The organism is Chryseobacterium sp. MYb328 (assembly GCF_037572595.1).
GTDB classification, from domain to species: domain Bacteria; phylum Bacteroidota; class Bacteroidia; order Flavobacteriales; family Weeksellaceae; genus Chryseobacterium; species Chryseobacterium pennae.
In genome coordinates, this window is sequence record NZ_JBBGZQ010000001.1 from 242,559 (window position 1) to 257,430 (window position 14,872).

14 protein-coding genes and 11 tRNA genes are annotated in these 14,872 nt (G+C 35.9%); 2 read left to right on the forward strand and 23 right to left on the reverse strand.

Translation table 11 applies throughout. From position 1 onward, the window contains the following. Positions 1-84 precede the first annotated feature (84 nt). The 21 genes from WH267_RS01155 to WH267_RS01255 all read right to left on the reverse strand — a co-directional run bounded on the left by WH267_RS01155 (position 85) and on the right by WH267_RS01255 (position 9,999). The gene (locus WH267_RS01155) at positions 85-636 is read right to left on the reverse strand and encodes a 3'-5' exonuclease (RefSeq protein ID WP_115971963.1); all 552 of its coding nucleotides are present in this window, start codon (positions 634-636) and stop codon (positions 85-87) included. 69 nt (positions 637-705) lie between these two features. After that, entirely contained in the window at positions 706-1,251 is a 546-nt protein-coding gene (locus WH267_RS01160; protein WP_340004915.1) for a 3'-5' exonuclease, read from the reverse strand. A gap of 14 nt (positions 1,252-1,265) precedes the next feature. Then, the gene (locus WH267_RS01165; protein WP_340004917.1) at positions 1,266-1,829 is read right to left on the reverse strand and encodes a metallophosphoesterase family protein; all 564 of its coding nucleotides are present in this window, start codon (positions 1,827-1,829) and stop codon (positions 1,266-1,268) included. Positions 1,830-1,961: 132 nt separating this feature from the next. After that, a complete protein-coding gene (locus WH267_RS01170; RefSeq protein ID WP_340004918.1) occupies positions 1,962-2,903 on the reverse strand; it encodes a peptidase in 942 nt (313 codons plus the stop codon). Positions 2,904-3,067: 164 nt separating this feature from the next. Further along, positions 3,068-4,081, reverse strand: coding sequence for an RNA ligase, Rnl2 family (locus tag WH267_RS01175; protein WP_340004920.1), 1,014 nt, complete (start codon positions 4,079-4,081; stop codon positions 3,068-3,070). Positions 4,082-4,198: 117 nt separating this feature from the next. Then, complete coding sequence (locus WH267_RS01180) at positions 4,199-4,570, reverse strand: cyclic-phosphate processing receiver domain-containing protein (protein WP_340004922.1); 372 nt, start codon at positions 4,568-4,570, stop codon at positions 4,199-4,201. A gap of 15 nt (positions 4,571-4,585) precedes the next feature. Next, on the reverse strand, positions 4,586-5,371 hold the full coding sequence (locus WH267_RS01185; RefSeq protein ID WP_115971969.1) for a hypothetical protein: 786 nt from the start codon (positions 5,369-5,371) through the stop codon (positions 4,586-4,588). 20 nt (positions 5,372-5,391) lie between these two features. Then, the gene (locus WH267_RS01190) at positions 5,392-5,937 is read right to left on the reverse strand and encodes a 3'-5' exonuclease (protein ID WP_115971970.1); all 546 of its coding nucleotides are present in this window, start codon (positions 5,935-5,937) and stop codon (positions 5,392-5,394) included. A gap of 12 nt (positions 5,938-5,949) precedes the next feature. Then, positions 5,950-6,726 (reverse strand): ATP-grasp domain-containing protein, encoded by a 777-nt coding sequence (locus tag WH267_RS01195; protein WP_115971971.1) that lies wholly within the window; start codon positions 6,724-6,726, stop codon positions 5,950-5,952. 85 nt (positions 6,727-6,811) lie between these two features. Then, on the reverse strand, positions 6,812-7,297 hold the full coding sequence (locus WH267_RS01200; protein ID WP_115971972.1) for a ribonuclease H-like YkuK family protein: 486 nt from the start codon (positions 7,295-7,297) through the stop codon (positions 6,812-6,814). A 268-nt stretch (positions 7,298-7,565) separates the two neighbouring features. After that, positions 7,566-7,637 (reverse strand) — tRNA-Glu (locus WH267_RS01205). 263 nt (positions 7,638-7,900) lie between these two features. Then, positions 7,901-7,984, reverse strand: a tRNA-Tyr gene (locus WH267_RS01210). 215 nt (positions 7,985-8,199) lie between these two features. After that, positions 8,200-8,281: transfer RNA gene (locus tag WH267_RS01215), tRNA-Cys, on the reverse strand. A 251-nt stretch (positions 8,282-8,532) separates the two neighbouring features. Beyond that, positions 8,533-8,604: transfer RNA gene (locus WH267_RS01220), tRNA-Asn, on the reverse strand. Between the two features lie 5 nt (positions 8,605-8,609). Further along, a tRNA-Leu gene (locus tag WH267_RS01225) sits at positions 8,610-8,682 on the reverse strand. 82 nt (positions 8,683-8,764) lie between these two features. Further along, positions 8,765-8,836 (reverse strand) — tRNA-Pro (locus WH267_RS01230). A gap of 66 nt (positions 8,837-8,902) precedes the next feature. Beyond that, positions 8,903-8,973 (reverse strand) — tRNA-Asp (locus WH267_RS01235). A gap of 7 nt (positions 8,974-8,980) precedes the next feature. Next, positions 8,981-9,065: transfer RNA gene (locus WH267_RS01240), tRNA-Ser, on the reverse strand. 5 nt (positions 9,066-9,070) lie between these two features. Continuing rightward, positions 9,071-9,144, reverse strand: a tRNA-Arg gene (locus tag WH267_RS01245). A gap of 81 nt (positions 9,145-9,225) precedes the next feature. Beyond that, a tRNA-His gene (locus tag WH267_RS01250) sits at positions 9,226-9,293 on the reverse strand. 577 nt (positions 9,294-9,870) lie between these two features. Then, complete coding sequence (locus WH267_RS01255; RefSeq protein ID WP_165852250.1) at positions 9,871-9,999, reverse strand: penicillin-binding protein; 129 nt, start codon at positions 9,997-9,999, stop codon at positions 9,871-9,873. A gap of 68 nt (positions 10,000-10,067) precedes the next feature. Between WH267_RS01255 and WH267_RS01260 the strand changes: the two genes are divergently transcribed. Together WH267_RS01260 and WH267_RS01265 are read left to right on the forward strand one after the other, a co-directional pair. Further along, a tRNA-Ile gene (locus WH267_RS01260) sits at positions 10,068-10,140 on the forward strand. Between the two features lie 11 nt (positions 10,141-10,151). After that, entirely contained in the window at positions 10,152-11,531 is a 1,380-nt protein-coding gene (locus WH267_RS01265; protein WP_340004926.1) for an SDR family NAD(P)-dependent oxidoreductase, read from the forward strand. 628 nt (positions 11,532-12,159) lie between these two features. Here WH267_RS01265 and WH267_RS01270 read toward each other — a convergent pair. Next, complete coding sequence (locus WH267_RS01270) at positions 12,160-13,185, reverse strand: hypothetical protein (protein WP_340004928.1); 1,026 nt, start codon at positions 13,183-13,185, stop codon at positions 12,160-12,162. Beyond that, positions 13,172-14,869, reverse strand: a complete 1,698-nt coding sequence (locus WH267_RS01275) for an APC family permease (protein ID WP_340004930.1) — start codon at positions 14,867-14,869, stop codon at positions 13,172-13,174. Before WH267_RS01275 ends, WH267_RS01270 begins: the two co-directional genes overlap by 14 nt. Between the last annotated feature and the right edge of the window lie 3 nt (positions 14,870-14,872).

A 14,872-nucleotide genomic window follows, 5' to 3' on the forward strand; every position in this document is an offset into this window, starting at 1 on the left:
ATTATAAAAATAAAAGGTATATAAAAAAAGACTGAACCTTTTGGAACAGTCTCTCAGCATCAATTATATTCTCTGTATTGCAGTTTAATTATTCTGCATGCACCAATGCAGAATTTTGGCAATATTTCGGGCATCATCCACACCTCTGTGATGGGTACCGTCTAATTTAAATCCAAGTTCATTCAGTGCTCTCTGCATGCCTACACTTTTTCTTACTGTAGGATGAGTCTCTCCGAATAAGGTTTTTACATTAATGTGATCATCGCTTAAGGGATAATCCACATAAAATCTTCTGGCCTGATCCTGAAGCATATTCAGATCATAATTTCCATAGCTTGCCCAGGTTAATTCTTCAGAGTCGTATTCTGCTCTCAGAATATCAAATGCATCATCCAGCATAATCCCCTCACTATCCAACATATTTTGGGTAAGGGTGGTAAGTTCTGTACAAAACGGACTCACTTTCGAATATTGGGGTTTTATTAAAATCCCTTCATTTTTAGAAATTTTACCGGTTTTTGCATTCATGATACAAACCCCGATTTCAATGATCTCACTTTCCTGACCCCGTGGCGGGCGGTTGTCCCAACATGTGGCCTCAAGGTCTATGATCAGTATATTTTCTGTTGTTTTCATTGTTTTTTATTTAAGGTTAAAAGATAGAAGCCATTTATTGTTTTTAAATTTCTGCTTCCATCCGGATTATTATTCCAAAATCCTATTAAGAATTTTGGCTGTATTGTAAGCATCGTCTGCTCCGCTGTGATGATTTCCTTCGAAATCTATTTTCAGATAATCCAGGGCTCTTTTCAGTCCGATAGATTTATACAGCCTGAAATGTCTTTTGAATTCATACATCACATCAATGTATTGTCCTGAAAAAGGGTTTTCTATTCCGAGCCAATCGCTTTGTTCGATGATCTGCTCTCTGTCGAAGTTTCCGTATCCGGCCCAGGTGAGAGATTCAGGATGATATTCATCTCTGATTTTCTCACAGGCTTCTTCAAAATAGATTCCTTTTTCTTCTATCAGCTGCGGTGTAATTCCCGTTAGTTTTGTACAAAATCTATTGATTTCTGATCTTTCGGGAATTACATAAATGCTTTGTTTTTGGGAGATGATATTGGATATCAGATCCAACTTACAAATTCCCATTTCGATAATATCAACTTGTTGCGCGATTGGAATCCTGTCGTTTTCCCAACAGGTTGCTTCCAAATCGACAATTATTATTTCATTAGTTGTTTTCATGGTTGTCTTAAAAATTACTCTCGGGGACCGAATCGCGGGGTCCATTTTTTCTTTTTCATGATTTCCTTAACTTCTTCGTAGGAAATCGGATAAAAATCATGGCAATCTACCCCCACATCGAAACTTAATGCCATTTCATCATCCGGCAATGTTCCGTGTGAGTGTCCGTATAACTGCCAGACTCCGCGGTGTGAACCATTCCAGGTACGCATTGCGTAATGGAAGAGAATGATTTTCTGTTTTCCGTTTTGATTATCTGGTTCATCAATTTTCAATTCGTGATAATCTCTGATGGATGCAAATCGTTTGGGATACGTTAAAGCTGCACCTTCATGATTACCTTTGATCAAATGGATATTTCCATTCAATTGATCTAAGATTTCCTTTGTAAAGTCCGGTTTTCCAAGACTGAAATCTCCTAAATGGTAGACTGTATCTCCGGGATTGATTCTCTCATTCCATCTTTTAATGAGTTCTTGATTCATATGCTCCATAGACTCAAAGGGCCTTTCGGAGAATTTTATAATATTTTCGTGACCAAAATGATGGTCTGCTGTGAAAAATATATTGGGTTTCATTTTTTTTAATTTTTTTGTTGTTAGTTGCTCCTAGAACCACCCCTTCAAATCGTAGATTTGACAGCCCTTCGGAGGAGGGGAATATCACGTCTTCAACTGAGGTTTTTGTGAAGAGGGGAATTTTGAGGGTTTTTAGTTTCTAAATGCTTTATAAAAAGCGGTTTCAATTTCCTGCTGGTCGTTTTCAGTATATCTTCTTGAAAAATGGATAGGAATGGCTTCTTTTACCTTACATTCCTTCATAATCTTTCCTGATGCAGAGGCAAAACTGTGGTGATTCATCTTGGCAAATTCCTGATCTTCGTCTTTGTAAAATGTTTCAATGTACACCATATCTGCATGATTGAAAACATCTTTTATCTTTTTATAATTGTCTTCATCTGCTGCGTGATCCATGATAACTCCTAATTTATAGCCTTCATTTCTGGTCAGCAAATGAAACAGACCTAATGCTTTATACAGTGTTCCTTCTATTTCAATTTCTTTATCCGGATCATTATTTTCAAAGGCTGTTTTCAATTCGCTGATCCATTTTCCTTTCTTAAAATCAGAGACATTTTCATGGAACGTTACAGAATCTTTTTCTTTAAACAGATAAGCAATAGAATCTGTTTTGTGGTCCAGAATTGCAAAATCTACATTTACATATTCATCTTCAAAAAGAATATTCTGTGTCTTTACATATTCAAGATTCCAGTAAGGCGGACGAATAGTGTAGACATTGATTTCTTCTTTGGAAACAATTTCACGGATCTCATATTCAATAGCATTTTCATCTATTAAATTCCATGTATAAGATTTTAATCTTGCTTCAATTTGCTGATGAATATTTCTCGGCCCACAGATAACGACTTTTTCTCCACTACCAACATGATGTCTGAAAATTCCGTCAAAATTTGAGAAATGATCGATATGAGTATGGCTGATGAATATCGCCGATATCGCCTGTGCTTCCTTTACCGTTAATAAACTTGCTTCTCCACAATCACATACATAATGCTTTGCTGAGTTTGGAACTTTTATTAATATACTGATATCTTCTTTTAAGAGACTTTTTATTTCTGCCTGTAACATTTCTTTTCTTTTTAAACCACCCCGTCAAAAATTAAAAATTTTTGCTTCCCCTTCAGAGAAAGGGAATTTTCACGTCTTCAACTGAGATATTTGTGAGTATTCAATACTTCAACGTTTGTGGTTGGGTTTATACATAAAAAAGTTCCGGTAATGAATTACCGAAACTAAACTTTAAGAGTCATCAACTCTTCTTTTATACAATCTATGACTAAAGAATTCAACTTTTTGTTGATCTTTTTCTGCTCATCTTTTTCAATGGTTGTAAAAACTGCCGGAAAATCTTTTTCAAAATCTTCTAAAATATCCTGTGCAAAAAGGCCTATGACTTTCCCTATCATTTTGGGTTCAAATTCACCAATTTTGCTCACCACATTATTCAGTCTGTTTGCTGTTACATAATGTTGGATTTCTTCCCAGATATTTTGAGCTGTTTCGCTGAAATGAAGCTGTTTCTGAACAATTTTATTTTCTTTTTTGACCATTTTAGATTTTTCAATCCATTTTTCATTCTTATTTTTCAGAATGACTCTGGCTCCATTACCGAAATATCTGGTTTTTAAGGTCTTGATAATGGTTCCTTCACACATATTATTCATTTCCGGAAATCCTAACCAGGTTGGGATTTTAGAATTGAAAACATTCGGGAACCTCAATGCTTCTTCTAAAGTTCCTTCAAACAAGGTTTTAGCATAGAAAAATCCCGCCTCCTCAAAAATTGAGTTGATAATATCTGCATCTAAATAAGTTACCCCATTCAACTTAATGTCGAATGCATAAAAATCGTTGTAAGGTGCATATTCAATTCCTGCCTGCACTCTTATCGCATCTTTCACGGGTTCTACTTCTTTATGTTTGTAACTGCCACCGAACAATTCACCGTAAATGACTACTGTTTCAACGTCCGGGTATATTGTTTTCACTTTTTGAAACAAATTAATTACATTTTTTCTGTACTGTTCCAAAATTTGATGTGCATTGTAAAATTTTTCATCTTTTTCAATAAAAGCTGTTCTTTTTGCGATCTTAATCTCCTTTCCGTCGGTAAAGAAAGAGAAATTAGCGCCATGAACTTTTTCCTGCACGATGAAAACCTCATCCCCAAAGCCCTGCAATCTGATCTGATCGATCATACGGGTTTGGTAAGCATTTTCTATAGAGTTATATGTTTTGAAAATCATTTTTTTAGTTTTTTGTCATTTCTGACTGGTTATTTTCCATTTGGGTAATGTGTCTTTGTGCATTAAAGCTGAGGCTGAGATGATTTTTAATATCCTGAATAGGTCTGAAAATGTCCATTACAATTTTTTAAAGTTTTTTAAAAGTCTTTCAATATTTTCTTTTCCTACAGGGTTCATGGAGTGGCAATAGAATTTAGGTAAGTCTAAATAATTATCCATACAGTATTCTATCAGCCATTTTGCACAGTCATAGCCATTTTTTTCCACAAATTCACCAGTATCTGTTTTCAGATAATGCTCATCTGCAAGATCATGGTCAAAAGAAATCATTTCCGGCAGTCCTTTTTCCTGAATCCTGCTGACAAACTGATCGTAATTCCGAACAATATGCCAGTCTCTTCTGAGAAAAATGTCCTGTTTGGTATAACGATACGCCTCAATAGGATATCGGATATCATCCAGAAACAATAGTCTTTTGGTCATTTCCATGGTTTTAGTTTTAACTTAGTCTTCATCAATCCAATCTACAACGGTCTTCAAAAAGTGCATTCTGACTTCTTCGAACCTTGTAATATTAGGAATATGATTAATTTCTAATAAATGTTTGTTTCCGTTTTTCTGAATGATATAATCATTCGCGATAACATCCATTCCTATTTTATCTTTCAACATTAAAGTATCCTGTAAAAGTTCCGCATCCATTTCCATGAATTGGGCATCGTCCGGATGTATGGATTTTAACCACGTATCACCTTCTAGCTTAATCTGCCAGGATTTTTCGCCTATGTTTAAAATTCTTACAGCATCTCCCTCAAAATAAGGCTCCAATATGCTGTTTTCTGTACTTTCCCAACTTCCTGTAAACTTATGCTTGTTTTCTCCACAATGCCAGTTTCCCCACTTTGCAACCATCTCTCTATCGGTATTCACATAAGCTCCTGCCGAAATAAATCCTCTTTGGGAATTGAATTTTGAATACTTCATCGCTTTGGCAAGACAAGGAATTTTCAACCGGCATTCCAGCATTCCGTATGCATTTGGAAAGCATGGGCCATTCCAAATTGTCAACCCGGCGATAAGATCAAGATCTTCTTCAAAAATCCCGTGATACACCACTTTATCTACAGGAAGCATTCCTACTCCCTGAGCTTTTTCGACATATAATGTTCCGTCCACTACTTTAATCATCGGAATGGATTGATGCCAGATCATAAGACCATCATAATGTTGTCGTATATATTCGTATTCCTGTTCGTGTAAACCGATAACGGCTATTCTATTGTGAGTCATGTTTTTAGTTTTTTGGTGTGTTATTTTCTTAACACGCTATATAATAGTTTGGCGGTATTATAAGCATCATCTGCTCCGCTGTGGTTATTCCCTTCAAATTCAAGATTTCTGAACTGGAGTTCTTTTAAAAGACCTTTGGGCTTTTCTCCTTTCATTAAACTTATGAGTATTTTCAAATCAATATAAGTGTCACTAAAAGGGAATCTTGTTCCCAATTCTCTACATTGATTTTCAATAATTTCCTTATCAAATCCTCCGTATGCTGAATAGGTTCTGACCAGAGAATTGTACCTGTTCTTTATTCTTGAACAGGCTTCCTGAAAAGAGATTCCTTCTTTTTCCAGTTTTTCTGCTGTAATTCCGGTAAGTTTTGTACAATACTCACTTACTTCGGATTTGTAAGGTTTTACGAAATAACTTCTTTTATCTTCGATACTTCCATCTGACATATTCAGCTTGCAGATTCCGATTTCAATGATTTCCCTTTCCTGATTTTCAGGGGGCTTTTCGTCTTCCCAGCATGTAGCTTCTATGTCTATTACTGTAATTTTATCATACAAAAGCATGTCTTTGTTTTTTTAATTTGAAAAGTAGAGATTCAATGCTTTGATCACACTTTTCACGTTGGTATTGGGGTAGAATCCGGAACTGTTGATACAGTTTATTTCAACGATTTTCCAGCCTTCATCCGTTAAACAAATGTCCATTACAAAAGCTTCTTCGAGAGTAAACAGTTGAATCATTTTTTTCGCAAAATCTAATCCGTCCTGTGATACGTTTTCTTCGAAAGGAGCATTATCATTAAATCTGTAATAGCCGCCATCGACGATTTGCCCACCAACGATCCAAAGTCTTGCTTCTTTTATGGTTCGTTTTGCTTCAGAGCTCTGAATTAAAGAATCCGTTGTAATTCTGTTGTTTTGATTTTGCAGTCCTTCAAACACAAAATCCTTCCATTCGGTTTCTGTAAAAACTTTTCCTGTAAAAATTTTCGCTTCACTGTATGGTTTGATGAATTTTTCTTCACCTTTTTTCCACGATAATTCTTCCGAAATTGGATGAATAGAAACTTTATGATTCAAAAGGTTCTCACCATAATGCTGAGAATAGACCTCATATAAATGGTTACCTCCGTAAAAAGAACCTGGAACCCAGTCTGAATTCTGTTTCGCCAATCTTGCAATCGTCACCGAACCATATACAAAAACATCTTTCCTATCTGTTTCAAAGTCTATTTTATCTGCCGTTGGCGGAATATTGATAACATCATAATCAATATTCAATTCTTCCAACGCGTTAAAAATTTTGTAATGATCCGGATCTAAATACACATTAGACTGAATTAAAAAATACATGGTTATTAGTTTTTATTATTTAATTTTTAGGATGGAAGATGGAAGTTCATTTATAACGTTAAAACTTCCAGCTTCCAGCCTCATATTATACCATCATATCGGCACAATTGGAGCTTGCAAAGGCAAAAGGTTTTGCTTTAAACACATAGCCCATTCCCAGAATATATCCCATGGCGTCTTTTAATGCGACATTGGATTTAAAATCAGGATCGGTATTAATGTCTGCGTGTACCTCCATTTCCACTCCATAAATGTCCAATACAGAACAGATTGCATAAGCAATTTCAACAGATTTGTTGACTTCATTCAGCATTCTCTCTTTGATACTGATGGTCTGTATTTCTCTTTCTTTTCTGATAAAGGTAAACGCTCCTTTTCCTTCACGAATAAATACTACTGCCGTAGCATAATTAATAGCTTCTCCATATACGTGAGAGTCTGATCCCACACATACTTTCAGACGATGTCCGTTTGCCTGTTCGCGAATAATGGCTTCTTCTACCAGCTGTGCGATAGAGTGTTGGAAAATTTTTCCGGTCATATTCTGCCATGTTTGTTGTTGCGTTTCCATTTTTTTTTACATATTTAAGTTCTATACTTTTTATAATTCATAAATGATAATTGATTGATAAGTAATGACAAGAACCTCTTTCTAGCATTCATTACTTATTGTTCATTATTAAAAAAGTAAAAGGCTGTCTATATTTTTTGTTTGATCTTCTGCGCTTGACAAACCTTTTCTCTTTTCTTTATTTGTGTGAATGGTAACTGGCCATTTTTTTATCTGAACTTTCATGGTATTAAAATCAATTTAATATTGACCAGTTATTCACATCCAGTACTCTATAAGGGAATCGAACCCTTATTTTCTGCTCGAAAGGCAGGCGTCCTTACCGTTAGACGAATAGAGCATTTTATAAGCAATGAGTAATTGGTGATGAGTCATGATAATAACTACTTTATATCGTTAATTACTTATTGTTCATTATTAAAAAAGAACAAGCTTGTCTTAAATTTGCTTAACAAAAAGAACTTCTACGCTTGACAAGCCTTTCTTTCGAAAATTATATTGAGCATTTAATATTTTCTTCTCTTTGACCAACTGACTAGGAATCGAACCTAAACAACAAGAGTATAGTTCCTGCATGCTGCCATTACATTATCAGAGGTTGGGTGGAAGTAGTAGGATTCGAACCTACTCAGCAATGAAGCAACAGATTTACAGTCTGCCCCGACTCTCCAACTTCGGCGTACTTCCAGATTTTTATAAGTAATGAGTAATGATGAAAATTACTTTTCTATCATTCTTTACTTATTGCTCATTATTGATAAAAAGAAAAAGCCTGTCTGTATTTTGTGTTTTGGCTTAAAGATCTTCTGCTCTTGACAGACATTTTTCTTTTCTAATAAAGGATATTCTTTATTCTTATAAGTGATGAATACTTTGTTCTATTCACTTACAATTTTACTTTGAGATGGTTATGGGATTCAAACCCACTCAGCTCACGCAACGGTTTTGCAGACCGCCCCGACTCTTCCACTTCGGCGAACCATCAGATTTTAATATGAGTAATTTTTAATGCCTATTATTCAAAAAAACAAAGCCTGTTCTATTTTTGTGTTTGAACTTCTGCGCTTGACAGACTTTATTTTTACCTAAAATTGTATTAATCATATTTTTTTAGCTTCTAACTGTTATGATTGAGAAAGAAAAAGTTTGTCTGTATTTTTATGTTTTGGTGTAAAGATCTTCTGCTCTCGACAAACTTTTATTTTTCTCCTGAAACAATTAACATTCAGTTACTGCGATTTTGGAAAGATTCGAACTTTCAACTTCTGGTTTAACAGACCAGCGCTCTACCATTGAGCTACAAAATCATTTGTACGGGAAGAGGGATTCGAACCCTCAGCGCCTTGATCCTAAATCAAGTGTGTCTACCGTTCCACCATTCCCGCGGCGGTTTTATAGTAATTAGTGATGATGAATAGCAAAAACTACTTTCTATTTATTACTGATTATTTATTACTAATCATTTTGTCTGGAAAGCAAGATTCGAACTTGCGACCTCCCGCGTCCAAGGCGGGTAAACAACCACCGTTATCTTTCCAGTTTTGCAGATTCATTTCCATTCTTTTCCGGGAGACAGCCGGAGCGGAGATTTTCTACGAATCTTTGCGGTCTATGCGAGAATCGAACTCGCAGTGCCCAAGAGACAGTCGGGCAGGTTACCATTACCTCAATAGACCTTTTTTGCGGAGAGCAAAGGAATCGAACCTTCACTACTGTCATAGAACTTATTAGCAGTAAGCCGCAACAAACCAATATTTGCCTACTCTCCTTTTGTGACCTCAACAGGATTCGAACCTGTAACCCTGGGTTTAGAAAACCCATGCTCTATCCAGTTGAGCTATGAAGCCATTTTGCTATCTCAGAAGGACTTGAACCCTAAACAACCTTCGGGTCAATTCCGATATTCTGCCTTAAGCTATGAGATTAATTGGGTATCTCCGGGGATCGAACCCTGTTCTCCGGTTCCACAGACCGGTGCTTTACCAAATAAGCTAAAGAAACCATAAAAAAAGCGCCTCTTTTTGGGAGGCGCTCGTTTATATTGTGACGTGAAAGATCATTAGCTGATCCACGTATATAAGCACCTTTTATCCACAATTTCACTATCATAACTACACACTCTCCCTGCCGGTTCCTGTCCGAATAGTTCTGAATACTGATTGAGTATGTTATGCAATTGTTTCATTTTATTTTTGTTTTGCTTTTAAATTATTTTTTGTTGAATCCTGAAAACCTGTTGCTTTCAATTTTCGGTTGCAAAGTAAATATGATTTTTTGGAATCCGCAAATAAATTTTTAAATTAAATAATTGAAAATCAAATACTTACATCCAATTTTAAGAATAAGCGATTTCTGTCCGCAATATTTTGCAGATATATTAATTACCTAAATGACTGTCTCTCATCGGGTTACTTATCACTCTATTTTATTGTATTAAAGTTGCATTGTTAATTAAAAATTTTTCATGTTTATGGTTATTTTTTTTCATTCTAAATAATTTCTGACCTAAAAAACAAAAAACGTCTCGATTTTTCGAGACGTTTCTGTTATATTTTGATTAATTTTTTACGGGTTTACAGTAAATAATTTCCAAAGTCAGCACATTTCGCCTCATTCCATATCATCCAATCATATCCTAATAATCCTTTATTAGAAGGACTTTCGAATAGTTCTGCATTGATATGTGCTCTTTGTATTGTCATAATTTTCTGGCGCAAAGATATGAAAAATTGTTTTTCAAAACGGAAAACTATACTTTTGTTCACCAATACGGGGGATAGTTTAACTGGAAAAACACTACACTGATAACGTTGAATTTGGAGGTTCGAACCCTCCTCCCCCACAAAATTCTATTATGGCCTCATATCCATTCAGCAACGAAGAATGGGAAACCTGTCTGAAGGTTCTGGAAGCACTTCAGGAAAACCCATTGCATAATCCGGATAATCAGCGTTTCAAAACCCTGATCTCATCGATTCGTAAAAAGGCTCAGAAGAACATCAGTAAAAATCCTGAGGAATACAGAGATCATCAGGAATTACATGCTAAGAGCTCTGACCTGAAAATTCTTAAACAATCAGTTATTGTAAAGAAAGCTCTGGACAATGAAACTTTGTATGTTCACACTGAAGAGCCGATTCAGTCTTTTTCATTACTGCAAAAGCCTCAATTATGTTATTGCTGTCATCAGTCTTATTATCAGGTTCATTTTTTCTATCACAAGCTTTGTCCGTCCTGTGCTGATGAGAATTATAAAAACAGGAATTTAACTTATGATTTCACTGGTCAGACTGTAATTATTACCGGAGGAAGGGTAAAAATAGGATATGCTGCAGCTTTAAAGTTCTTAAGAAGCGGAGCAAAAGTGATTGCAACTTCAAGATTTCCAGCACTGGCTTCCGAACAGTTTCAGAGAGAGAATGATTATGATGTCTGGAAGGACCGTCTTTTTCTTTATGGTTTGGATTTACGAAGTCTGAGATCAGTGCAGGAGTTCTCTGATTACTGTTACGGAAATTTTGGAAGTATTGAGATTCTCATCAACAATGCGGCTCAAACTATCAAATATACTTCGGAATATTATCAGCCTTTGATAGTAAAGGAAAAGCTTCTTTTATCTCATATTCCTCAAAACCTGGTTGAAAATAAAACTCCCGTTCATGAGAGGGAACATGATTTTTTAACTTTATCTCACGAGGATCTGCCTGAAATACCTGTCACCCGGTTTGGGCAGCCTAAAGATTCCAGAGACAAAAACAGCTGGAACTCCCTCATGGATGAAATCGGGACTGAGGAGCTTCTGGAAGTGAATCTCATCAATCATATTTCACCTTATCTGCTGATCTCTGCATTGAAACCTCTGATGAAAAAAAGTGATGCCGAGCACAAACATATCATCAATGTTACCTCCACCGAAGGCCAGTTCAGCTATAAGAGTAAAAATGAATTTCATCCACATACCAATATGACCAAAGCAGCGTTGAATATGCTCACAAAAACCTCTGCTTCTGATTTTGTAAAAAATGGTATTTTCATGAATGCCGTGGATGTGGGCTGGATTTCCACCGGAGCTATAGAATCCAAAAGGGAAAGACTTTTTGAAAAAACGAAAATACCACCTTTAGATCCTGTGGATGGTGCTATGAGAATCTTTCATCCTATTGTAAAGATCAATCAGGGGGACCCGGAACTTTATGGAAAGCTTTTGAAGAACTATCGGGAAACGGGATGGTAAGGAAGATGGGGGCTGGAAGATGGGGGCTGGAAGATGGAGGCTGGAAGTTATTGAGGTGACTACTACCCATATTCAACATTTTTAATAAGTTTTCTTTTAAAAATAAATGAGGTAAGATGTTCTTGAAAAACTACTGAAAAACAGAATGGTGAGGAAGATGGAGGCTGGAAGTTATTGAGGTGACTACTACCAATATCCAACATTTTTAATAAGTTTTCTGTTAAAAATAAATGAGGTAAGATGTTCTTGAAAAACTACTGAAAAACAGGATGGCGAGGAAGCGGGGAGCTGGAAAAGAGAGGATGGAAGTTATTGAGGTAATTATAGCTAAAGTTCAGAGCTTTTACAAGTAAGCCTTTTTAGATTTACTGTAAAGTTATTATTCTATTTTTTCAAGTTGACTGAGCAGTCCCCCCTGATAATCGTAAAGACTTTTATGTTCTGAAGCAGCTATGGCAACTACTTCTTTAGACTCCATTAATGAGAATGCAGAAAATTTTCCTGAATATCTTTTACTGCAAATAATGGAAGCTTTCCCTGTGATATTGTTTCCTGTACAATTTCAAAGGGATTTTTATTGTCATATTTAAAATCAAGGCATTTTACGGTATTGTTTATTTTTTATTCTTTAGTTTCTAAACATTTTGTTTCTTCCGGTCTTGAATCTTGAAATGTCTTTAAGTATTACCTCATCACCAGGATTAAAGTGTTTGAGCTCATTTATTATTTCTGAGCGGTTTTCTACTTTTTCAGCAATGATCTCATATGCTATTTTTCTTGTGACAGCCTGTAGTTTAGGGTCTTTCTTAAATTCATATTTCATGGCTTCCAGATAAGTGGCCTTTTTGTAAGCCGGAGTTTTCCCGTATATCTCTTCTATTTCCACTTCCAGTTTGTTAACGTCAAAAATATTGGCAAAGTAGTTATTCAGGCAGTTAAAGGCATCTTTATCTTCTTCCCAGCCTTTTAGCAATATGGATTGAGCTTCTTCCGGCTTTTCCATTTTCTTCCGGTATATGAGTGAAGCTTTTACCATCTGGTTATTGGTTGTATAATCCTCCGCCACCATCTGATAATAGATATGAGCATTTTTCAGATCATTAATCTCTTTATAAAGATCTCCTACTTTTTCTTTCTGTTCCATTTCTTTGTACAGATCAATGGCTTTCTTGTACTGTTTTGCTTTTTCGTAGCAATTGGCTGCATCAGATTTGCTATTTAATTTTTTAAGATATACTGCTGCTGCTTCGTTATAGAATCCACCTTCTTCCAACATTTTTGCTCCTCTGTAATAGTCCTGTAACAGGTTCATATACACTTTTGCTGCTTTTTTATAATCTTTTTCGTCGATGTATTTCTGAGCCAGCTCTTCATATTTGCTTCGGATTCTGTCAAACAGTGAATTTTCTAAATAGAAGTTCCCTCCTCCGGCTCCTCCTTTTCCTGAGTTGTGCTCACTCTGTTCTTTATCTTTCAAAGCGGTAATGACCATCAGAATAATGAATGCTACAATTAAAAAGATTACCAGAGTTCCGACTACACTCCAGAAGCTTTCATGGAACAGCTGCGCTACAATCCCAATGACTTTAAACATGGCCAGCAGTACAAAAGCAGCCATGAACTTGTCTATAAATTTTTGTTTATTCATCATCATCAGAGTTTAAAATGGTTTTATCATCTCTGAACAGTCGGTAAAGCAGTACCATTACCCCAATAGCAAGTATCCATACAAACCAGTTGTAACCAAACATCTTGACCAACGGATAAAAAAGGTATACTAACATGGCAATCAGGATTACAATCAGAAAGAATTTCACCCATGCCGGAACATTATCTCCACCCAGATTCAATGATTTATTTTTAAACAGGAAGGAATACAATCCAACACCAGCAATCATAAGAATTACCATGTACAGAATATCTGAAACCGGAGTATTCTCTTTCAGCGAATTGCCACCTGATTCCATCCCTTTTACTTTTGAATCTTTGATGGGTGACGGAGGTGACATATCAGCTAGATCAATGGTTCCGTACAATTTACCCAAAGAGTCCTGCATCAGAACCTGTTTTTTCTTTAAAAGGTATTTTACGACATCTCCATTCACAGGTTTCCCTCTGGTATACTGCTTTAAAGAGTCTGAAATTTTACGTTTCAGTACTTCACTTCTTTCTTTAATCTGTTTTGTTATTTTTTTGGTATAAATGGTTTTAAGGGAATCGCGACTTTGCTGTTCCTTACTGCTAAGCTTTTGAATATCATGACCAATGGCGCTTACCTCTCTGCCTCCTTTCTTTTTATATTCTTCTTTTTCTTTTTTCGTTTTACTTTCCTGCAGACCTGCATTCAATAGTTCATTGGAAAGAACTTTCCTTTGATCAAAATACATCGAGTCTATCTTCTGATCTATTTCAGATACACCGGAATGAAACGCAATCATGTCTGAAGGAGCTTTTACAGCATCTGTTACAATGTTTCCGGAAGAAACCACATTTCCATCCTCTCCTGCATTATCTTTATCTGACGGCAAAGCTATTTTTAGCACAATAGCAATTACTATAACCATCCAAAATATTCTGCGGAAATTTTTGGTACCTGTACTTTCCTGCCTGTCACTGGAACTACCAAACAGCCCCTCAAGCCAGGTGAATTTATTAAAACCGTCGCCTCTGGAAGTCCCCATGATATCTAAAGGAATTCCGAGTTCTATAGCTCTTTCAGGATATTGTTCAATGTATTTTAAATATTTTTCAATTTCTTTTTTGTTTCCGGCCATTACTTTCTGCAGGTCAAACGGCAGGCTGTTCATCCATTCTTCTTCAGTTTGAGGCTTCTGTAATGCTTCGAGCATTTTTTCATCATCCATCTCCACCGTATAGCTTTCTATAGTCTGTGGAATTTTAACCCCGTTCAAAGGTTTTCTGATTGTTTCTTCTATCTTTTCCGGTTCCTGAATCAATTCGATCCAATTGATCTGTTCTGATAGTTTTACCAATCCAAATTCAGGATGCATGATGAGGAAGTCTGAGTCTACCCCTTCCCATTCCTCCGGATTAACCTTTGGATAAAACGTAGTATTTTCGGGGATAAAAAGTTTGTTATCCACCCGTTGAAAATAAAAATTCTTTCCAATCTCCTGTGGGGGGGGGTCATAAAACACAAGAAAACATCCATACAATATATTGGGATTATTGGCTGGAATAGCATAACATTTTACCTGATCTAAGTTTATTCCCAGGTTTTCCATTTCCTGAAGCCATATCAATAGTGAGGAACCTTTTATTAAAAGCCCTCTTTTAGGATATATATTTTTCGGAAAAGGTTTTATTCTAAGCTCCATAAT

What these genes read in the sequence shown, in the direction of transcription:
- WH267_RS01155 (WP_115971963.1), bottom strand. Translation starts at nt 636, where the DNA reads ATGAAAACAACAGAAAATATACTGATCATAGACCTTGAGGCCACATGT.
- WH267_RS01160 (WP_340004915.1), bottom strand. Translation starts at nt 1,251, where the DNA reads ATGAAAACAACTAATGAAATAATAATTGTCGATTTGGAAGCAACCTGT.
- WH267_RS01165 (WP_340004917.1), bottom strand. Translation starts at nt 1,829, where the DNA reads ATGAAACCCAATATATTTTTCACAGCAGACCATCATTTTGGTCACGAA.
- WH267_RS01170 (WP_340004918.1), bottom strand. Translation starts at nt 2,903, where the DNA reads ATGTTACAGGCAGAAATAAAAAGTCTCTTAAAAGAAGATATCAGTATA.
- WH267_RS01175 (WP_340004920.1), bottom strand. Translation starts at nt 4,081, where the DNA reads ATGATTTTCAAAACATATAACTCTATAGAAAATGCTTACCAAACCCGT.
- WH267_RS01180 (WP_340004922.1), bottom strand. Translation starts at nt 4,570, where the DNA reads ATGGAAATGACCAAAAGACTATTGTTTCTGGATGATATCCGATATCCT.
- WH267_RS01185 (WP_115971969.1), bottom strand. Translation starts at nt 5,371, where the DNA reads ATGACTCACAATAGAATAGCCGTTATCGGTTTACACGAACAGGAATAC.
- WH267_RS01190 (WP_115971970.1), bottom strand. Translation starts at nt 5,937, where the DNA reads ATGCTTTTGTATGATAAAATTACAGTAATAGACATAGAAGCTACATGC.
- WH267_RS01195 (WP_115971971.1), bottom strand. Translation starts at nt 6,726, where the DNA reads ATGTATTTTTTAATTCAGTCTAATGTGTATTTAGATCCGGATCATTAC.
- WH267_RS01200 (WP_115971972.1), bottom strand. Translation starts at nt 7,297, where the DNA reads ATGGAAACGCAACAACAAACATGGCAGAATATGACCGGAAAAATTTTC.
- WH267_RS01255 (WP_165852250.1), bottom strand. Translation starts at nt 9,999, where the DNA reads ATGACAATACAAAGAGCACATATCAATGCAGAACTATTCGAAAGTCCT.
- WH267_RS01265 (WP_340004926.1), top strand. Translation starts at nt 10,152, where the DNA reads ATGGCCTCATATCCATTCAGCAACGAAGAATGGGAAACCTGTCTGAAG.
- WH267_RS01270 (WP_340004928.1), bottom strand. Translation starts at nt 13,185, where the DNA reads ATGATGATGAATAAACAAAAATTTATAGACAAGTTCATGGCTGCTTTT.
- WH267_RS01275 (WP_340004930.1), bottom strand. Translation starts at nt 14,869, where the DNA reads ATGGAGCTTAGAATAAAACCTTTTCCGAAAAATATATATCCTAAAAGA.